Origin of the sequence: Dentiradicibacter hellwigii, assembly GCF_041770905.1 — a bacterium.
Lineage (GTDB): Bacteria > Pseudomonadota > Gammaproteobacteria > Burkholderiales > Rhodocyclaceae > Propionivibrio > Propionivibrio hellwigii.
Genome location: NZ_JBEUWX010000001.1, coordinates 189143 through 204173, shown reverse-complemented (window position 1 = coordinate 204173; position 15031 = coordinate 189143). Strand labels below are relative to the sequence as shown.

Sequence of the window (15031 nt, the reverse complement as noted above, 5' to 3'; positions counted from 1 at the left end):
CCGAACCCATCAGTCCATCCTGCAAGGAGTTCACCATGTCCTCATCCGATCCGCGCCATCATCGTAATGGATTCGCCGAATCCTCGGCATCGTTGCGCGTTGCGCCCTGCACCGAAAATCCGGAAACGCCCGGCAATCCTGGCCGCCGCCGTCTGCTGGCAGCGAGCCTCGCCGGCGCCGCGCTGGCGCTGGGTGCGCCGTGGCGCGCCGGCGCACAGTCGCCCGCCAAAACCGCGACGCCGCTTAAGCGTCTGCCCAAACTGACGCTGGCTGGGCCATTTGCCACCGTTTCGTACCCGCTGATCCGCATCGCGGAGAGCGGCGCCCTGGCCGACGTGGCCGACCAGGTGGAATTCATCTCCTGGAAGAGCCCCGACCAGTTGCGCGCCATGGCCGTGAACAAGTCAGCGGACTTTCTCGCCATGCCTAGCAATGTGCCCGCCAACCTCTACAACAAGGGCGTACCGCTCAAGCTGCTGAGCATCACTATCTGGGGCATTCTGTGGGTGCTCACACGCGACGCGAAGCTAAACCACATCGAAGATCTCAAGGGACAAGAACTCACCATGCACTTCAAGGGCGACATGCCGGACTGCACCTTCCGTCTGCTGGCGAAGCATGCGGGCATCGATCCCGATAAAGATGTAAAGCTGCGTTACGTCGCTACGTCGATGGAAGCCCTGCAACTACTGCTTATGCGCCGCACCGACAACGTTTTGCTCGCCGAGCCTGCCGTGTCAATGGGGCTGCGCAAGAGCGGTTCTTTTCCGGTCAGCGTCATTGCGCCTGATCTGCATCGCGGCATCGACATTCAGGCCGAATGGGGCCGCCTCCTCAAACGCCCACCACGCATTCCGCAAGCGGGCGTCGCCATGCTGGGTCCACAGCTAGGCAATGCTATGCTGATCGAACGCTTTCAACAAGCGCACGCCGAAGCCATCCATTGGTGCAAAACCCATCCGGAAGAATGCGGAAAAATGGTTGTCAAGCACATCAATATGCTTACCCCTGAGGCCGTAACCGATGCTATGCGCGCAGACAAGGCCGAACTTGTACCCGCCAGCCAGGCCCGTCCCGAGCTGGAATTTTTCTACCGACAGCTGATGGAGCAGCAGCCAGGTCTAGTTGGCGGCAAGCTACCAGACGACGGCTTTTATTACCAACCCACAACTTCTACGACAGCCGTCGCTGCCTCATGACGATACTACGCACCTGGCTCGCCGGACTGCCCGCTTACCTGTGGGGCGGCTGGGGCGCCATCGCCAGCCTGTTCCTGCTCGTTGCCCTGTGGGAACTGCTCGCCGGTCTCTACGGCCCGCTGGTGCTGCCGGCGCCGCTGGAAACGGCCGAGACCCTGCGCCAGTTCATTGAGCAGGGCCATGCTTTTCGCGACGCCCTGCTATTGACGGCGCGGCGCGCCTTCGCCGGCCTCGCCCTAGCCGTCACTTTTGGCAGCCTGCTCGGCGTCGCCGCCGGCGTGTCGATGACCGCCTCGATGATGGCGCGCCCGTGGGTGACCGTGCTGCTGGGAACGCCGCCGATTGCCTGGCTGGTGCTGGCGATGCTGTGGTTCGGCACGGGCGACGGGACGCCGGTTTTCACCGTGTTCATCGCCTGTTTCCCGGTCGTTTTCGCCGGCGGCATGCAGGGCGCGCGCACGCTGGAACAGCGCTGGCGCGATCTGGCGCAAACCTTTGCACTGCCCTGGCGCATGCGGGTCACCGACATCTACCTGCCGCACGTCATCTCCTATTTATTTCCCGCCTGGGTCGTCGCCCTTGGCAGCGCCTGGCGCGTCGTCGTCATGGCCGAGCTGCTAGCCTCGTCCAGCGGCGTCGGGGCAGCCTTGCAGGCCAGCCGCGCACAGCTGGACATGCCGGCCACGCTGGCCTGGATCAGCGTCGTCGTGCTGCTTCTTCTGGCGCTCGAATACCTGCTGCTGGAGCCGATCAAGCGCGAAACCGAGCGCTGGCGCGAGGCCGGCACACGAGCAGAGGACAAGGCATGAACACGCCGGCGCTGACCGTCAGCGGCCTCAGCCACGCTTTTGCCATGCGCACCGTGCTGGAGGACGTCAATCTGCGCCTCGACGCTGGCCGGGCAATCGCACTGGTCGGCCCGTCGGGCTGTGGAAAAACGACGCTGCTCAACCTGTGCGCCAATCTGCTGAGCGTACAGTCAGGGCGCATCGACAATACCTTCGACTGCACCGCCATGCTCTTCCAGCAACCGCATCTGCTGCCCTGGAAGAGCGTTCTCGACAACATCGCTCTCGGCCTCAAGGCGCGCGGCATGCCCCGTGCCGAACGGCTGGCCGCCGCCCGCCGCATGGGGCACGCCCTGGAGCTGGACGATATTGCCATCGAGCAATTTCCCGGTCAGCTTTCCGGCGGCATGCAAAGCCGTGCCGCGCTGGCGCGCGCATTGGTGCTGACGCCCGATCTGTTGCTGCTCGACGAACCCTTCGCCGCCCTGGACATCGGCCTCAAAGGCCAGATGCACCAACTGCTGCTCGCCGAAATGGCACGCCGCCCGCTCGCTGTGCTGATGATCACGCATGATGTGATGGAAGCCGTCACGCTGGCCGACAGCATCATCGTCATGGGCGGACAGCCCGGGCGCATGCGCTGGCGGCTCGATCTGCCGATACCGCCGGCGCAGCGCAGCGATGAGTGGATTTACCGCCAGACGGCGCTGTTGCTGGCGCAGCCGGCGGTACGCACCGCTTTCAACCTGCCCGCTGCCGCTGTTTCCCATCGGGCGCCGGTTGAGCCGCCTGGCGACGCTGATCCGTCCGCGCCCTTGTTTTCCGGCACGGCCGTCGCCGGGTCGGTCACCCCCGCCAAATCCCCGACACAATGCTAAGTGCAGGAAGTCTCATTCTTTTTGCCGATGCCGTAACCAACGCTTTTACAACCACTGACGATTCATCGACGCCGCCATGACGCCCCACCACAGTACGACACCGACGACATTTCCCGAATTTTTTACCGACGCGCCGACGCTGCGCGTCTATGACCCATTGGCCGAATTTCTCGGCGCCGCGGCCGACGGCATCATCGAATACCGCTATGCTGACGCCGTGCGCCTGGCCGGGCATTCCTGCCCCACGGTCGCCGGCGCCTACCTGATGGTCGTGCACGCCCTGCGCGCGTTGTACGGCGAAGCCTTGCCTGAACGCGGCGGCGTTGAGGCATGGATGCGCGGCGGCCGCGAGGAAGGAACCACCGGCGTCACGGCTGCCATCGTCACGCTCCTCACCGGCGCCGCCGCAGAAACCGGCTTTGGCGGCGTCGGCCCGGGGCATCGCTTCAGCCGCCGCAATCTATTGCACTACGACGCGGATATCACGGGTTCGCTGGCGCTGCGCCGGCGCGACAATGGCGCAGGCGTGCAGGTGAATTGCCATCCGGCCCTTGTGCCGCCCGATGCAGCGATGCAGACACTGATGCCGAAAGCCATCGGCGGCCAGGCCACCCCGGCGGAACAGCAACGATTCGCCGCACTCTGGCAGGCGCGCGTGCGCGCCATGCTCATCGACCACGCACACGATCCGCAGCTGATCGAGGTTTCTCCGTGGGCCGCATCCGCCTGAAGGCGGCGTGCCGAAAACCGCACGGAAGCGAACGCCGCAAAACACACGGCTTGCAAATACACACCCACCCAAAACGCCATCCGCTCATCTAGAAGCAATGCAAAAAACCCTTTCCAGCCGCCCCGACCCCGCAGAAATGCAGAAGCCGGCATCGCCGCCCTCCCCCGCGCCTCTCCGGACACAACGCCGCATTCCGCCGTGGTCGCTCGCCCATCCGCTATGGCTGTGCCCTTTTCGTCCATTTTTCGCGCTGGCCATCCTTTCTGCCGCCGGGTTGATCGCGCTGTGGGGAGCATACCTCACCTTCGGCTGGCCGCTGCCCGACGTCCCCGATGGCCCGTTCGTCTGGCATGCGCATGAACTGCTCATGGGATGTGCGCTGGCCGCCGCCATTGGCTTCATCCTGACGGCCGTGCCGGAATTCACCGAAACGCCTGAATTCCCGGCCGCGCCGGTGCGTGCGCTTGTTTTGCTCTGGCTAACCGGACGCATCGCTTTCTGGCTCAGCGGCGCATGGCCGCGCCCGGCGATGGCCACCGCCGCGCTTGCGCATTTGCTCCTGCTCGGCGGCCTGCTGAAACTGATTGCGCCGCCCATCTGGCGCGACCGCGAACGACGCCCAGCTTGCTTTTGTCGGCGCGCTATTGCTGATGATCGCGCTGACGGCGGGCTTTTACCTCGATGCCCTGCGCGGCGAGCCGCCTGCACGCTGGCTGCTGGCGCAGCTCGGCGCATTCATGGCGCTCATCATTATCGCCATGAGCCGCATCTCCATGCGCATCGTCAACGCCAGTATCGAGGAACGTCAAGACGCCGAACAGGCCGCGCAGACTGCTTTCGACGCCGTAGAAGCGCCCGAGCGCTATATTGCCCGGCCGCCGCGCCGTAACCTGGCCATCATTTGCATCGCGCTATTCACCACCGCACAGTGGTATCAGCCCGGCGGACGCATCAGCGCCTGGCTGGCGCTGGCCGCCGCCTGCGCCATGCTCAATCTGATGGGTGACTGGCACGTCGGCCGCGCGCTCTGGCGGCGCTGGCCGCTCATGCTCTATGCCTCTTACGCCGCGATGGCCGCCGGTTACGGCCTGACTGGACTCTCGCTGCTCGGCGACGGGCTGCTCGCCAACGGCAGCCTGCATCTGCTCACCATCGGCGGATTGGGGCTGTCCATCTACGCGGTCATCGCCATTGCCGGTTACACCCACAGCGGTCTGGAAAAGGATGATCGCGCCTGGGTGCCGGTTGGCGCCTGCCTGCTCGCGACCAGTGCGCCGCTGCGCGCCGCCGCCTCGCTCGCTGATGCGCCGATCCCCTTGCTGGCCTTGTCCGCTGCGCTGTGGTGCATTGCCTTCACGCTCATGGGCTGGCACATGCTGCCTGTTTTCATGCGCCCGCGCGCGGACGGGCGCAGCGGCTGCGCAGGCGTTCTGGGGGAAGATTAGACGATTGGCCGGGCTTAAATGCCCGGCAAAAAACGATGCCCGGAAACCCGCGCAAATAGGGCAGAAAACATAAATCGCCCTGAGACGCCCTAAATACGCGGGGTTCAGCGCATCAAAAAACATAAAACGGAATATCGTGCCCGACGCTCGTTCACGTTTATCGGGCACAAATGCCTGTACAACCAGAAGCATTCTCTCCGAAACCCGCGTGACCCGCGTGGACAGGGCATCTCAGCGTCTGCGCCTCTAAAACCCTTATGGATAAAGGGCCTCCGGGCGCCCCTCTGGAACGCCCTGTTTATAAGGGTTTCAGGCCGCCTGCCCGAAGATGCCCGAAATACGCGGGCTAGCGGGCAGTCTTTTGTAAAGATCGACCAGGGCGCGCTACAGATCGCGCCGTATGCGGTGCCAGAGTAGCGCGCCAAAGAGCAGCGAGGCCAGCGCCAGGCCAAGCAGGGAGGCCAGCCAGAATCCTTCCACCCCCATCGGCGCAATCGGCGCCAGCCCACGGAAAGCTAGCCACCAGCCGCCGAATAAACCGACGCCCCAGAAACACAGCAGATGCACCAGCATGGGGACGAAGGCGATCTTGTAACCGCGCAGCGCAAAGGCGGCAATCGTCTGGACGGCGTCAAAAATCTGATAGCCGACAATGTAAATAATCAGCGACAGTGCAACGCTGCGCACGGCGGGATCATTGCTGTAGGCGCTGACTATGGCGTTTTCGCCGAGCCAGAGCGCGCCGCCGAGCAGACAGGCCACAGCGCAGGCCAGCACTAGTCCGGCGACCGCAGAAATGCGGGCGCGCGGCCAGTCGCGCGCGCCGGCGGCAAAACCGACCTGCGTTAGCGTAGCGATCGCCAGCGCCAGTGGCGGCATGTAGCAGATAGCCGCCAGATTGGCGACGACGCGATGCCCGGCAACCGCGGTTGCGCCCAATTGGGCGACAAACAGCGAGGTCAGCGTGAACGAGGAAATTTCAACGAAATTCGACATCCCCATGGGCAGGCCCAGCCTGACCAGCTCATACATCGACGCCGGCCTGGGCGGTTGCCAGTCGTGCAGCAGGCGGTAAGGCGCCAGCGCCTTGCCGGTTCTCATGTAAAAGAAACCGCAAATGACCGTACACCAGCTGATCAGGGCGCTGGCTATGCCCGCCCCTGTCACGCCCAGTCCGCGATTGACCAGAAACCAGGACAAGGGCGCGTGCAGCAAAGTGCTGCCGAGCGAGATGAGCACCAGCGGCCGCGTCTGACCCAGCGCGTTGCAGAAAGCGTAGAAGGTGCGATAGCACAGCATCGCCGGAATTGCCCAGGCAAGCACGGCAAGGTAGGCGCGCGCGCGCATTTCGACGCCGGCATCGATGTTTGAAAGGCTCAGCAGCGGATCGGGATGGAGCAGAATCAGCACGCCGGGAACGGCAAAACACAGCGCCAGCCAGAAACATTGCTGGAGCGCCCCGGCGATCTCGCCGTCGCGCCCGGCGCCCTTGATCTGCGACACGGTGGGCGAAACGGCTTGCAACACACCGGTCAGCGCAAACAGTACGGCGACGTAGATGCCGCCGCCAACGGCAACGGCGGCCAGATCCTCCGTACCATAATGGCCCAGCACCACCGTATCGGTAATCATCATGCCCATTGCCGCCAATTGCGCTACCAGCATCGGCACGGCATGCAGGACGATCAGTCTGGCCTGCTGGAAAAACATGGGCGATCAGGGACGAATGGGGTCAGGAGAAACAGGAATAGAAAGCATCGGACAATGGCGAAAAAACACCGAGACGCGGGATAAGATTGCCCGATCAGCAGCGCATGAGACATCACCATGCCGGCCAGACTACCCCAGACTACCCGATTCCTGGCAGACTGCCAAATGCTGCTTTCTCCGCCGCTTCCGCCATTTTTTCCATACCCTCTCCACCCTCCGTTCACTCGTGCGCCTTGCCGTATTGACGCCATGCTTTCCCCGTATTCTGCAAAAAAACCACGCCACATACCAAAACAGTGACAAAGTTGGCAGAACAATGGCGACGCAGGGGATAGAATAGGCGCCTCGATTTTTCGGGTATCCCGAATCATTGAGGTTTGATTGAGTCGTTTATTTTTATTGATTGTGTTTTGGAAGATAGAAGGAAGAAGGTAAGAAGCATGGCAACATTTGATCTGTTTATGAAGCACTCTCTGGAACTGCATCTCCTCGTCGCCCTGGTCGCCGCATTCATCACGTATGCCGCGGTCAAACTGGTCGATCTGACCACCAACGCCGTCAACGCACTCGCGGATCTGATCAAGTCCCGTCGTCACGGGCCAACGGTCTCGGCACACTAAACGCAGTTCATCACAACGCGCATGCCGCGTTCCGGATGTGTTATCGACACCCGGGCGCGGCATTGTTTTTGGGCCGTCATTTTAGGCGGCCAATGCTTCGCCGCCCCGCTCCTTGCCACGCAGTTTTTCTGACGGCCACCGGATCAGGCTAAACCACGCGGACATTCAAGGTCCCCAATCCGTCAACGCCCCCTTCCAGCACATCGCCGCGGGTCACCGCCGATACCCCTGCCGGCGTGCCGGTAAAAATCAGGTCTCCCGGCGCGAGTGCGATGTACGCGGATAAGTTGGCAATAATCTCGGCGGGTTTCCAGATCATTTGCGCAAGATCGCCGCGCTGCTTCTCAACGCCGTTGACTTTCAGCCAAATCACCCCACGACACGGATGCCCGGCCTGCGCGACTGGAAACAGCGGGCTGATGGGCGCACTCTGATCAGCGCCCTTGCACATTTCCCACGGCTGCTGCCGCTCTTTCGCCTGCCGCTGTAAATCGCGGCGCGTCATATCGAGGCCGACGGCATAGCCAAACACATGCGCCAGCGCCCGCCCGGCAGCGATCTCGCGGCCGCCCTCACCAATCGCCACGACCAGCTCGATTTCATGCTGGTAGTCTTCAGTCTGCGTTGGATAAACGACCTCGCCGTCACCCGGCGCCAGCGCATCGGACGGCTTGCTGAAGAAAAACGGCGGCTCACGCAGATTGCCGCCCATCTCGGCAATATGGTCGGAATAATTCTGCCCGACGCAATAGACGCGGCGAACAGGAAAGCGCTCGGTACGACCGACGATCGGTAGGCTAACCGGCAGTGCCGGCGGGAAAACATAGGCCATGGCGGCTCCTTGAGACTGGGGAAAAGAGCGTCAGAAAACCGGCAAAGCGGTCACACCGGATTGTCGAGATCGAGAAATTCGCAGTCGAGCGCAAATTTTTCGCTCAGATGCGCCGCCAGTGCCGCAACCCCGCCGCGCTCGGTGGCGTGGTGCCCGGCGGCGATATAGGCAACGCCGGATTCGCGCGCCATATGCACCTGCGGCTCGGAAATCTCGCCCGACAAAAACGCATCAACAGCAAGCGTCAGCGCCTCGTCAAAGTAACTTTGCCCGCCTCCCGAGCACCAGGCGATACGATGAATCAGGCGTCCAGGCGTCACATCATTGCTGATGACCAGCGGTGGGCGCTGCAAAGCGGCCTCGACGCGAGCGGCCAGATCAGCCAATGGCAGCGGCGTTTCCAGGCGGCCAAACCAGGCGATTTCCTGCTCACCGTAATGCCCTTCGACGCACCAGCCCAGGCGCTGCGCCAGCCGCGCATTGTTGCCCAACTCAGGATGCGCATCGAGCGGCAGATGGTAGGCAATCAGGTTGATATCGCGGTCGAGCAAGGCTTGCAGGCGCCGCTTGCGCAGGCCGGTCACACGTACGTCCTCACCGCGCCAGAACCAGCCGTGGTGTACCAGCAATGCGTCCGCATCGCGCTCGATTGCGGCATCGACTAGCGCCTGGCTGGCCGTCACGCCGGCAACGATTTTTCGTATCTCGGCACGCCCTTCCACCTGCAAACCGTTGGGACAATAGTCCTTAAAACGCGCCGCTGCCAGCAAGTCATTGAGATAGCCCACCAGCGCATCACGATTCATGCCACACCTCCTGCACGGGTTGATCATTTACGCCCTCTCGGCCAACACGGCCGACCCGGCAATAAAGCATGTTCTGGCAAACGCCCTTGTGCTGCAATCAGTCCATCGCCGCCGGAAAATGGTCTTTATCCGGGTCTTTATCCGCCGGTTTACTGATGAAGCGCGCCAGCAACAAACCCAGCTCGTAAAGCAAGCAGAGCGGCACAGCCAGAAAAAGCTGAGAAACGACATCCGGCGGTGTAAAGATGGCGCCGATGACGAATGCGGCGACAATGATGTAAGGCCGCCATCCCTGGAGCGTTTCCAGTTCGACAATACCCATTTTAACCAGAACGATGACGACGACGGGCACTTCGAAAGTCACGCCAAAAGCAATGAAGCTGGTCAGGACGAAGGAAAGGTATTTATCGATATCGGTCATCCAGGCGACGCCTTCCGGCGCAATTTGCGCCATAAAACCAAACACGGCGGGAAAGACGAGGAAGTAGGCAAACGCCATGCCGACGAAAAAAAGCAACACGCTCGTCGTCACCAGCGGTAGCGCCAGACGCTTCTCATGCGCATAGAGACCCGGAGCAATAAACGCCCAGGCCTGATACAGCACATAGGGCAAGGCAATGAGAAAGGCAACCATCAGCGCAACTTTCATCGGTACGAGAAAGACGCCAACGACATCCGTCGCAATCATCTGCCCGCCCTGTGGCAGGCTGGCCAGCAACGGTTGGGCCAAGAGTGCGTACAAATCCTTGGCCCAATAAAAGAGGCAAAGGAAAACGATCAGGATCGAAAGCAGCGCGCGGATAAGCCGGTCACGCAACTCGATCAGATGTGACATCAGAGGTTCTTCTTTCCCCCCGTCATCATCGCCTGCGCAGTCAGGCTCCCGGTCGGAATGCGGCCCGGCGCTCATGCTTTCTCCGGCGGGCGGGCCGTTCTGGCGCTATCGTCCGCGTGCATGGCCGACGCGGCAGCAGGCGGCGGGGATTCCCCGGTCTCGGCAGCGGCATCCGACTCAGTCTGCGGCATCTCGTCGATGACGCGTCCAGGGATATCGCCCGTCAGCGCACGAATCTCGTCGCCAGTTTCTGCCAGCGCATGCCGTGACGACCGTTCAGCCAACTGCACACTCTCCTTCACGCTCGCCATACTGCGCTCCAGATCGCGCGCCGATGCCTGCATATCGGCCTGCAACCGCTTCAGCTCATCAAGCTCGATTTCCCGGTGGATATCGGCCTTGATGTCGCCCACGTATCGCTGCAGACGACCAAGCAGCAACCCCGCCGTACGCGCTACACGCGGCAACCGCTCCGGTCCGACCACCACCAGCGCAACGATGGCGATAAGCACCAATTCAGAAAAACCGATGTCGAACATTCAGCGAAGCTGGCGGAATCAACCAATGGCGCAGGAAGCAAACCCGATAAGCATCGTCTAAGTATCGGCGCTGCTCTTGGCCTCGCCTTCGACCGCTTTCTGCCCCTCGGACAACTGTTTTGCCGGGTCGGCATCGACGGCCGCCCGAGACTCGGCCGCCGAATTTTCTTCGCCCTTGATGCCTTCCTTAAAGCCCCGAAACGCCCCGCCCAGATCCTTGCCCAGCGAAGTCAGGCTAGGCAGCTTTTTACCGAAGATAACCAGTACGATGAGCAGGACGATCAGGATTTGCCAGATACTCGGAGCCATGATGTTCCTCCTTAATTGCGTTTGAGCATCGGCCCAACCGGATCCGGCCCGCCGACAATATGCGCGTGTAGATGCGGGACTTCCTGGCCGCCTACACGCCCCGTGTTGATGATCACGCGGAATCCGTCCGTGCTGCCGCATTCCTGCGCCAGACGCCGGGAAACGGCAAGCAGTCGACCCAGCGCCGGTTCGTCGGCGGCTTCCGCCTCGGCCAGTGAAGTGATGTGCCGTTTGGGAATGACGAGAAGATGCATCGGCCGCAGCGGGTGGATGTCATGAAACGCGAAAACCAGATCATCTTCGTACACTTTGCGCGACGGAATTTCACCGTGCACGATCTTGCAGAAAAGGCAGTCATCCATGATTTGACCTCGCATTCACTTTGTCAGAACTCAGCTCACTTCGCCGTCCGCGCGTTTTTTTCCTCGATGCCGGAAACGCCCTCGCGGCGATGCAGTTCCCGGAAAACATCTTCGATGCTCAGGCCGCAGAAGGTCAGCAAAACCATGACGTGATAGAGCAGATCGGCCGATTCGTAAACGATGTGATCGGCCTCGCCATCCTTGGCCGCCATGATCAGCTCGGCGCTTTCCTCGCCAATCTTTTTGAGGATGGCGTCCGGCCCCTTGGCGAATAGTTTGGCCGTATACGAAACAGCCGGATCGGCATGGCGGCGTGAAGCCAGCGTTGCGCCCAAGCGACGCAGAACGTCCTCATTCATCGCAGTCGTGATTTCATTTGCCATCTCGTTCCGAGCCCCTTTTCGGTCATCCTTTCCGATCATCCTGTTCTATCTGCCGGAGCAGCGTTTGGCGATTACCCGATGGGCGCCATTCTACCCCAACCCACGCCTGCGTCCTGCATGGATCGAACCCATAAGCCGCACGTTCACACCTCTAGCGTATGGCCCTATACCCGTGCGGCACACGGCATCATCGTCTATAAATGGTGTCAGGATCTTTCAGCACCGGATCGGCGGGCGACCAATGTCCGTCCTTCAGTTCAAGAAAAAAGCAGCTCGCCCGACCGGTGTGGCAAGCGATGCCCCCCACCTGCTCGACCAACAGCAGCAGTGCGTCACCATCGCAATCGGCGCGAATCGACAGCAGTTTCTGTACATGCCCCGATTCCTCTCCTTTACGCCACAGACGTTGACGCGAGCGCGACCAATACACCGCATGGCCGCAGCGAAGCGTTTCCTGCAAAGACTCGCGGTTCATCCAAGCCAGCATGACAACGCGCCCGCTCGCCGCGTCCTGGGCAATCGCTGGAATCAGGCCGTGCGCGTCCCATTTGAGTGCGTCGAGCCAAGGCTGGCTGGTATCGAGATCGCTCACAGCCTGACCTCGATACCGCGTTCGCGCATGAATTCCTTGGCCTGCCGCACGGTGTATTCACCAAAATGGAAAATGCTGGCAGCCAGCACGGCATCGGCGCCACCGAGCGTCACGCCATCGGCCAGATGCTGCAAGTTTCCGACGCCGCCGCTGGCGACAACCGGAACATCGACGGCATCCGATACGGCGCGTATCAGCGCCAGATCGAAGCCGTTTCGGGTGCCATCACGATCCATACTGGTCAGCAGAATTTCCCCCGCACCTAGTCTCTGCACCTGCTTCGCCCATGCAATCGCATCACGCCCGGTCGGCGTACGGCCACCATGGGTAAAGACTTCCCATCGCCCCACTCCGACCTGCTTGACGTCGATGGCGACAACGATGCATTGATTCCCGACCTTGGCCGATGCTTCGGCGATCAGACCGGGATTGTGTACCGCCGCCGTGTTGATGCTCACCTTGTCAGCTCCCGCATTGAGCAGGCGGCGCACATCGGCAACCGTGCGCACGCCGCCGCCAACGGTCAGCGGAATGAAAACCTGCGCGGCACAGGCTTCGACGACATGCAGGATGATATCGCGCTGATCGGATGAAGCCGTGATGTCGAGAAACGTCACCTCATCCGCCCCCTGTTCATCGTAACGCCGCGCAATTTCAACCGGATCGCCGGCATCGCGCAGGTTGACGAAATTCGTCCCCTTGACGACACGCCCGGCCGTGACATCCAGACACGGGATAATGCGTTTGGCCAAGGTCATGGCGTCAGTTTCCGTCAGCGAAAGTCCGCCGAGAGACGGTCCGCCTCGGCCTGAGCATCGGCAAAAGTAAGGGTGCCGTCATAGATGGCGCGTCCGGCAATGGTGGCGAAAATCCCCTCGCTTTCTACCTCGCATAACTGGCGGATATCGTCGAGACTGGAAAAGCCGCCGCTGGCAATGACCGGTGTGCGCAGCGCCTTCGCCATCCGCACCGTTGCCTCAATGTTGATGCCGGTGAGCATGCCGTCACGCCCGATATCCGTATAAATAATGCCTTCGACACCGTAGTCTTCACATTTTTTGGCCAGGCTGATGACATCGTGCCCCGTCAGTTTCGACCAGCCATCAACCGCGACTTTGCCATCCTTCGCGTCAAGCCCAACGATAATCTGCCCGGGGAAGGCGCTACAGGCATCACGCAGAAAGCCGGGGTTTTTGACCGCCGCCGTACCGATGATGACGTAGCTGATGCCGCGATCCAGAATCCGCTCAATGGTATCGAGATCACGGATACCGCCGCCCAGCTGGATGGGAATTTCGCCATCGAGCGCCTCGACAATTTCGCGAATCGCCCGCTCATTCTTCTGTCGGCCGGCAAAAGCGCCGTTCAAGTCGACGACATGCAGCCGACGTGCGCCCTGTGCCAGCCAGTGCGCGGCCTGCTCGCCGGGAGAAGTGGAAAACACCGTGGCTTCGTCCATGTCGCCCTGCTTCAGGCGCACGCACTGGCCGTCTTTCAGATCAATTGCGGGGATGATCAGCATTTTTCGGAAACGAATTACTGAGGTTGGTGAAAAAACGGGCACTCACCCGGAACGCCTCAAAATCGGCATGCGGAAAACAGCCCAAAGCGGGCTATTCCTACCGTCATTCCGGCGTCCGTACAGCAAGAAACCCGCCATAGCATGTGTTTATCGTTCAAGAACTCAAGGCCGCCAGCCGATGAAATTTTCCAGCAGCCGCAGGCCGACAGCCGCACTTTTTTCCGGGTGGCACTGGATGGCAAAGATATTATCCTGCGCCGCCGCGCTGGTAAAGCGGAGGCCATACCGGGTTTCGCCCACCGTCATCTGTAAATCGGCCGGTTCGGCGTAGTAGCTATGTACGAAATAGAAACGCTCGCCGTCGTCAATACCGTTCCACATGGGATGCATTCGCGTCTGATGCACTTCGTTCCAGCCCATGTGCGGCACCTTGAGCCGCCGTTCCGTAGTACCGTCCGCACCCACGCCACGCGCCGGAAAGCGCCGAACACGGCCGGGCAGAATGCCCAATCCGGCGGCATCGCCTTCCTCGCTATGTTCAAACAGCATTTGCAGCCCGAGACAGATGCCGAGAAAAGGCTTGTTCCGTGCCGCAGTAACGATGGCCTGGCGCAAACCGCGCGCATCGATCTCTCGCATGCAATCGGGCATCGCGCCCTGCCCAGGAAAAACGACCCGTTCGGCGGCCATGACCGTTTGCGGATCAGCCGTCACGACGACCTCGCATCCGTCGGCAACCTTGAGTAGCGCTTGCTGCACCGAGCGCAGATTGCCCATGCCATAGTCGATGATGGCAATCGTCCCGCGTGCCAGCATCAAAGCGCCCCCTTGGTCGATGGCACCCGGCCAACCTGGCGCGCATCTTCGGCAACGGCCATGCGCAGGGCGCGGCCGAAGGCTTTGAACACGGTTTCCGCCTGGTGATGGGCATTGTCGCCGCGCAGGTTGTCGATATGCAGTGTCATCAGCGCGTGATTGACCAACCCCTGGAAGAATTCCCGGCACAGATCAACGTCAAACGCACCGACCCATGCACGCGCGAAGGCGACGGAGAACACCAGCCCCGGACGCCCGGACAGATCGACCACCACGCGCGAGAGTGACTCATCGAGCGGCACGTAAGCATGTCCGTAGCGGCAGATGCCCTGCTTGCTGCCCAGCGCCGCCGCCAGCGCCTGCCCGAAGGCGATGCCGACGTCTTCGACGGTATGGTGTGCATCAATGTGCAGATCGCCCGTCGCCTCAATGTCAAGATCGATCAGGCCATGCCGCGCCACCTGGTCGAGCATGTGGTCGAGGAAAGGCACGCCGGTCGCCAGCTTTGCCTGACCGGCGCCATCGAGATTCAGCCGGACCCTGACCTGCGTTTCGGAGGTATTTCTGCTCACTTCGGCTTGCCGCATGCTGGCACCTTGATTCACGATCATTGAGAGGAAATGACATGTCGGATGATGGGCGGGCGGAAAAGGCCGGCTGCTCGG

General features: G+C 61.5%; 19 protein-coding genes and 1 pseudogene. 7 read left to right on the top strand and 13 right to left on the bottom strand.

The annotated features are described in order from the left end of the window. Window positions 1-35: 35 nt before the first annotated feature. The 6 genes and pseudogenes from ABCS64_RS00975 (at window position 36) to ABCS64_RS00950 (ending at window position 5040) form a co-directional block, all read left to right on the top strand. Window positions 36-1199, top strand: a complete 1164-nt coding sequence (locus tag ABCS64_RS00975; RefSeq protein WP_418890081.1) for an ABC transporter substrate-binding protein — start codon at window positions 36-38, stop codon at window positions 1197-1199. Beyond that, window positions 1196-2008 (top strand): ABC transporter permease, encoded by an 813-nt coding sequence (locus ABCS64_RS00970; RefSeq protein ID WP_418890080.1) that lies wholly within the window; start codon window positions 1196-1198, stop codon window positions 2006-2008. Before ABCS64_RS00975 ends, ABCS64_RS00970 begins: the two co-directional genes overlap by 4 nt. After that, the gene (locus ABCS64_RS00965) at window positions 2005-2865 is read left to right on the top strand and encodes an ATP-binding cassette domain-containing protein (RefSeq protein ID WP_418890079.1); all 861 of its coding nucleotides are present in this window, start codon (window positions 2005-2007) and stop codon (window positions 2863-2865) included. The genes ABCS64_RS00970 and ABCS64_RS00965 overlap by 4 nt, the downstream gene beginning before the upstream one ends. 76 nt (window positions 2866-2941) lie before the next feature. Continuing rightward, window positions 2942-3595 carry a hypothetical protein gene (locus ABCS64_RS00960; RefSeq protein ID WP_418890078.1) on the top strand — a complete coding sequence of 218 codons (654 nt, stop codon included), beginning with the start codon at window positions 2942-2944 and terminating at the stop codon, window positions 3593-3595. A gap of 97 nt (window positions 3596-3692) precedes the next feature. Beyond that, a pseudogene (locus ABCS64_RS00955) lies at window positions 3693-4166 on the top strand (NnrS family protein); the annotation flags it as partial. A gap of 13 nt (window positions 4167-4179) precedes the next feature. Further along, on the top strand, window positions 4180-5040 hold the full coding sequence (locus tag ABCS64_RS00950; RefSeq protein ID WP_418890077.1) for an NnrS family protein: 861 nt from the start codon (window positions 4180-4182) through the stop codon (window positions 5038-5040). 384 nt (window positions 5041-5424) lie between these two features. Here the strand turns inward: ABCS64_RS00950 and ABCS64_RS00945 are convergent, their stop codons facing one another. After that, a complete protein-coding gene (locus ABCS64_RS00945) occupies window positions 5425-6750 on the bottom strand; it encodes an MATE family efflux transporter (RefSeq protein ID WP_418890076.1) in 1326 nt (441 codons plus the stop codon). Window positions 6751-7190: 440 nt separating this feature from the next. On the opposite strand from ABCS64_RS00945, the gene ABCS64_RS00940 reads away from it, so the two are divergent. Further along, entirely contained in the window at window positions 7191-7370 is a 180-nt protein-coding gene (locus ABCS64_RS00940; RefSeq protein WP_418890075.1) for a hypothetical protein, read from the top strand. Window positions 7371-7518: 148 nt separating this feature from the next. Here the strand turns inward: ABCS64_RS00940 and ABCS64_RS00935 are convergent, their stop codons facing one another. The 12 genes from ABCS64_RS00935 to hisB form a co-directional block, all read right to left on the bottom strand. Continuing rightward, entirely contained in the window at window positions 7519-8202 is a 684-nt protein-coding gene (locus ABCS64_RS00935; RefSeq protein ID WP_418890074.1) for a fumarylacetoacetate hydrolase family protein, read from the bottom strand. Window positions 8203-8252: 50 nt separating this feature from the next. Continuing rightward, window positions 8253-9008, bottom strand: a complete 756-nt coding sequence (locus ABCS64_RS00930) for a Nif3-like dinuclear metal center hexameric protein (protein ID WP_418890073.1) — start codon at window positions 9006-9008, stop codon at window positions 8253-8255. A 97-nt stretch (window positions 9009-9105) separates the two neighbouring features. Beyond that, on the bottom strand, window positions 9106-9843 hold the full coding sequence (gene tatC / locus ABCS64_RS00925; protein WP_418890072.1) for a twin-arginine translocase subunit TatC: 738 nt from the start codon (window positions 9841-9843) through the stop codon (window positions 9106-9108). Window positions 9844-9914: 71 nt separating this feature from the next. After that, window positions 9915-10382: a Sec-independent protein translocase protein TatB gene (tatB, locus tag ABCS64_RS00920; protein WP_418890071.1), complete on the bottom strand. Its 468-nt coding sequence runs from the start codon at window positions 10380-10382 to the stop codon at window positions 9915-9917. Window positions 10383-10439: 57 nt separating this feature from the next. Continuing rightward, window positions 10440-10691: a twin-arginine translocase TatA/TatE family subunit gene (locus ABCS64_RS00915; protein WP_418890070.1), complete on the bottom strand. Its 252-nt coding sequence runs from the start codon at window positions 10689-10691 to the stop codon at window positions 10440-10442. An 11-nt stretch (window positions 10692-10702) separates the two neighbouring features. Next, window positions 10703-11053, bottom strand: a complete 351-nt coding sequence (locus ABCS64_RS00910) for a histidine triad nucleotide-binding protein (protein WP_418890069.1) — start codon at window positions 11051-11053, stop codon at window positions 10703-10705. Between the two features lie 35 nt (window positions 11054-11088). Next, window positions 11089-11436: a phosphoribosyl-ATP diphosphatase gene (locus ABCS64_RS00905; RefSeq protein ID WP_418890068.1), complete on the bottom strand. Its 348-nt coding sequence runs from the start codon at window positions 11434-11436 to the stop codon at window positions 11089-11091. Window positions 11437-11623: 187 nt separating this feature from the next. After that, the gene (hisI, locus tag ABCS64_RS00900) at window positions 11624-12028 is read right to left on the bottom strand and encodes a phosphoribosyl-AMP cyclohydrolase (RefSeq protein WP_418890067.1); all 405 of its coding nucleotides are present in this window, start codon (window positions 12026-12028) and stop codon (window positions 11624-11626) included. Next, window positions 12025-12786 (bottom strand): imidazole glycerol phosphate synthase subunit HisF, encoded by a 762-nt coding sequence (hisF, locus tag ABCS64_RS00895; RefSeq protein WP_418890066.1) that lies wholly within the window; start codon window positions 12784-12786, stop codon window positions 12025-12027. Before hisF ends, hisI begins: the two co-directional genes overlap by 4 nt. 14 nt (window positions 12787-12800) lie before the next feature. Continuing rightward, the gene (hisA, locus tag ABCS64_RS00890) at window positions 12801-13550 is read right to left on the bottom strand and encodes a 1-(5-phosphoribosyl)-5-[(5-phosphoribosylamino)methylideneamino]imidazole-4-carboxamide isomerase (protein WP_418890065.1); all 750 of its coding nucleotides are present in this window, start codon (window positions 13548-13550) and stop codon (window positions 12801-12803) included. Between the two features lie 162 nt (window positions 13551-13712). Then, window positions 13713-14366, bottom strand: a complete 654-nt coding sequence (gene hisH, locus ABCS64_RS00885; RefSeq protein WP_418890286.1) for an imidazole glycerol phosphate synthase subunit HisH — start codon at window positions 14364-14366, stop codon at window positions 13713-13715. Beyond that, on the bottom strand, window positions 14366-14953 hold the full coding sequence (hisB, locus tag ABCS64_RS00880) for an imidazoleglycerol-phosphate dehydratase HisB (RefSeq protein ID WP_418890064.1): 588 nt from the start codon (window positions 14951-14953) through the stop codon (window positions 14366-14368). The genes hisH and hisB overlap by 1 nt, the downstream gene beginning before the upstream one ends. Window positions 14954-15031 lie beyond the last annotated feature (78 nt).

What these genes read in the sequence shown, in the direction of transcription:
- ABCS64_RS00975 (WP_418890081.1), top strand. Translation starts at nt 36, where the DNA reads ATGTCCTCATCCGATCCGCGCCATCATCGTAATGGATTCGCCGAATCC.
- ABCS64_RS00970 (WP_418890080.1), top strand. Translation starts at nt 1,196, where the DNA reads ATGACGATACTACGCACCTGGCTCGCCGGACTGCCCGCTTACCTGTGG.
- ABCS64_RS00965 (WP_418890079.1), top strand. Translation starts at nt 2,005, where the DNA reads ATGAACACGCCGGCGCTGACCGTCAGCGGCCTCAGCCACGCTTTTGCC.
- ABCS64_RS00960 (WP_418890078.1), top strand. Translation starts at nt 2,942, where the DNA reads ATGACGCCCCACCACAGTACGACACCGACGACATTTCCCGAATTTTTT.
- ABCS64_RS00945 (WP_418890076.1), bottom strand. Translation starts at nt 6,750, where the DNA reads ATGTTTTTCCAGCAGGCCAGACTGATCGTCCTGCATGCCGTGCCGATG.
- ABCS64_RS00940 (WP_418890075.1), top strand. Translation starts at nt 7,191, where the DNA reads ATGGCAACATTTGATCTGTTTATGAAGCACTCTCTGGAACTGCATCTC.
- ABCS64_RS00935 (WP_418890074.1), bottom strand. Translation starts at nt 8,202, where the DNA reads ATGGCCTATGTTTTCCCGCCGGCACTGCCGGTTAGCCTACCGATCGTC.
- ABCS64_RS00930 (WP_418890073.1), bottom strand. Translation starts at nt 9,008, where the DNA reads ATGAATCGTGATGCGCTGGTGGGCTATCTCAATGACTTGCTGGCAGCG.
- tatC (WP_418890072.1), bottom strand. Translation starts at nt 9,843, where the DNA reads ATGTCACATCTGATCGAGTTGCGTGACCGGCTTATCCGCGCGCTGCTT.
- tatB (WP_418890071.1), bottom strand. Translation starts at nt 10,382, where the DNA reads ATGTTCGACATCGGTTTTTCTGAATTGGTGCTTATCGCCATCGTTGCG.
- ABCS64_RS00915 (WP_418890070.1), bottom strand. Translation starts at nt 10,691, where the DNA reads ATGGCTCCGAGTATCTGGCAAATCCTGATCGTCCTGCTCATCGTACTG.
- ABCS64_RS00910 (WP_418890069.1), bottom strand. Translation starts at nt 11,053, where the DNA reads ATGGATGACTGCCTTTTCTGCAAGATCGTGCACGGTGAAATTCCGTCG.
- ABCS64_RS00905 (WP_418890068.1), bottom strand. Translation starts at nt 11,436, where the DNA reads ATGGCAAATGAAATCACGACTGCGATGAATGAGGACGTTCTGCGTCGC.
- hisF (WP_418890066.1), bottom strand. Translation starts at nt 12,786, where the DNA reads ATGACCTTGGCCAAACGCATTATCCCGTGTCTGGATGTCACGGCCGGG.
- hisA (WP_418890065.1), bottom strand. Translation starts at nt 13,550, where the DNA reads ATGCTGATCATCCCCGCAATTGATCTGAAAGACGGCCAGTGCGTGCGC.
- hisH (WP_418890286.1), bottom strand. Translation starts at nt 14,366, where the DNA reads ATGCTGGCACGCGGGACGATTGCCATCATCGACTATGGCATGGGCAAT.
- hisB (WP_418890064.1), bottom strand. Translation starts at nt 14,953, where the DNA reads ATGCGGCAAGCCGAAGTGAGCAGAAATACCTCCGAAACGCAGGTCAGG.